General features: G+C 49.2%; 3 protein-coding genes. All 3 read left to right on the top strand.

Annotated features, from left to right (window positions below; all coding sequences use genetic code 11):
* The first annotated feature begins 184 nt into the window (after positions 1-184).
* Positions 185-397, top strand: coding sequence for a hypothetical protein (locus QZ506_RS07455; protein WP_291970130.1), 213 nt, complete (start codon positions 185-187; stop codon positions 395-397).
* 51 nt (positions 398-448) lie between these two features.
* Positions 449-1,072, top strand: coding sequence for an MFS transporter (locus QZ506_RS07460; protein WP_367272985.1), 624 nt, complete (start codon positions 449-451; stop codon positions 1,070-1,072).
* Between the two features lie 132 nt (positions 1,073-1,204).
* A partial coding sequence (locus tag QZ506_RS07465) for a transposase (protein WP_291970133.1) occupies positions 1,205-1,377 on the top strand: 173 nt, incomplete at its 3' end.

A 1,377-nucleotide genomic window follows, 5' to 3' on the forward strand; every position in this document is an offset into this window, starting at 1 on the left:
AATGAGCGAACTCATCAGGGAAAAATGTGCTGCGGGCGTACGCCGATGGCCACTTTACTCGATGGAAAACGGATCTGGGCAGAAAAGAATCTGAACCAGATGTAATCTGACAGACACCTGTATAAATAATCGGTAACTGTTAGATCAGGTCTGAGCTAGTACAGATGATCGATCGCATGCGAATATGCAGTTAGGGATTATCGCCATCATTATCGCTCTGCGCTTAATGCAAAATCAGAAACCAAAAGAGAAGCTGCCGTTTGATAGCCGGGGCTTTCTCTCTACCGGGATCACCATGCTGTGCCTGGTTTCCGGGTTGGAAATGCTCAGTCAACAACAGAGTCACCCGAAATATGCCTTTGCCGTCATCGCTGCCGGTATGCTTGCCCTGTTTTAGGCGATAAAACACCTGCGCACCGCGTCTACCCCGTTGATTCGCCTTGACGCATTGAGCGTTCCCACATTCCGCATCACCATGCGCGGAGGATTTGTTTTACGCGCAACCATCAGTTCCGTTCCCTTCCTGCTACCACTGATGTTTCAGGCGGGATTTGGTATGGATGCCTTTCACTCTGGTGCGTTATTACTGGCGGTTTTTTCCGGTAACCTGGCGATGAAACCTGCGACAACGCCGCTTATCCGCTATTTTGGCTTTAAAAAATTGCTGATTGGTAACGGTATTCTTTGCGTACTGTCGTTGTTAGGCTGCGCACTGTTAAGCCCCGATACACCGCAAATGGTGACATTGGTGGTACTGTTTTTAGGCGGTCTGTTTCTCTCCATGCAATTCACTGGGATCAGTTCATTGGCCTTCGCCGATGTTCCCGCGCAAGAGATGAGCTCGGCCAATACGCTTTTCAGCACCTCATTGCAGTTGGCTAATGGCCTCGGCATCACGCTCGGTGCGCTGTGTATTCGCTCGGATGCCTGGATCAGCGAGACGCTTATGCTACCCGCCATACCGGGAGTCAGTTTTCGCATCAGGTTTGCACTGATTACCGCGCTGGCACTCTGGGATATCATCAAGTTAAGTGCAGATGCGGGCAACAATGTTTCCTGCAGACCCAAATGATCGATCTACCGGTCGGAATTGGTTTCCCTCTATCGCTCAGATTTTTTCGCATTGACGGGGCTTTGTTGAATAAATAGAACTTTTGGGTAATCATCGGAGCAGATCACACAGTTGTTTCAAAATCAGGTCTCCATGGCAAAACAAAATTTTAAAATCACCAACTGGCCCTCTTATAACAAGGCCCTCAAGCAGCGCGGTTCTCTAACCGTACGGCTAGATGAATCAGCCATTGCTGCATGGACGGAAAAAAACACTACTGAACGGCGTGGACTACCTCTCCACTACTCAGATATGGTCATCACCAC

This window comes from Candidatus Symbiopectobacterium sp., assembly GCF_020054415.1.
Lineage (GTDB): Bacteria > Pseudomonadota > Gammaproteobacteria > Enterobacterales > Enterobacteriaceae > Symbiopectobacterium.

What these genes read in the sequence shown, in the direction of transcription:
- QZ506_RS07455 (WP_291970130.1), top strand. Translation starts at nt 185, where the DNA reads ATGCAGTTAGGGATTATCGCCATCATTATCGCTCTGCGCTTAATGCAA.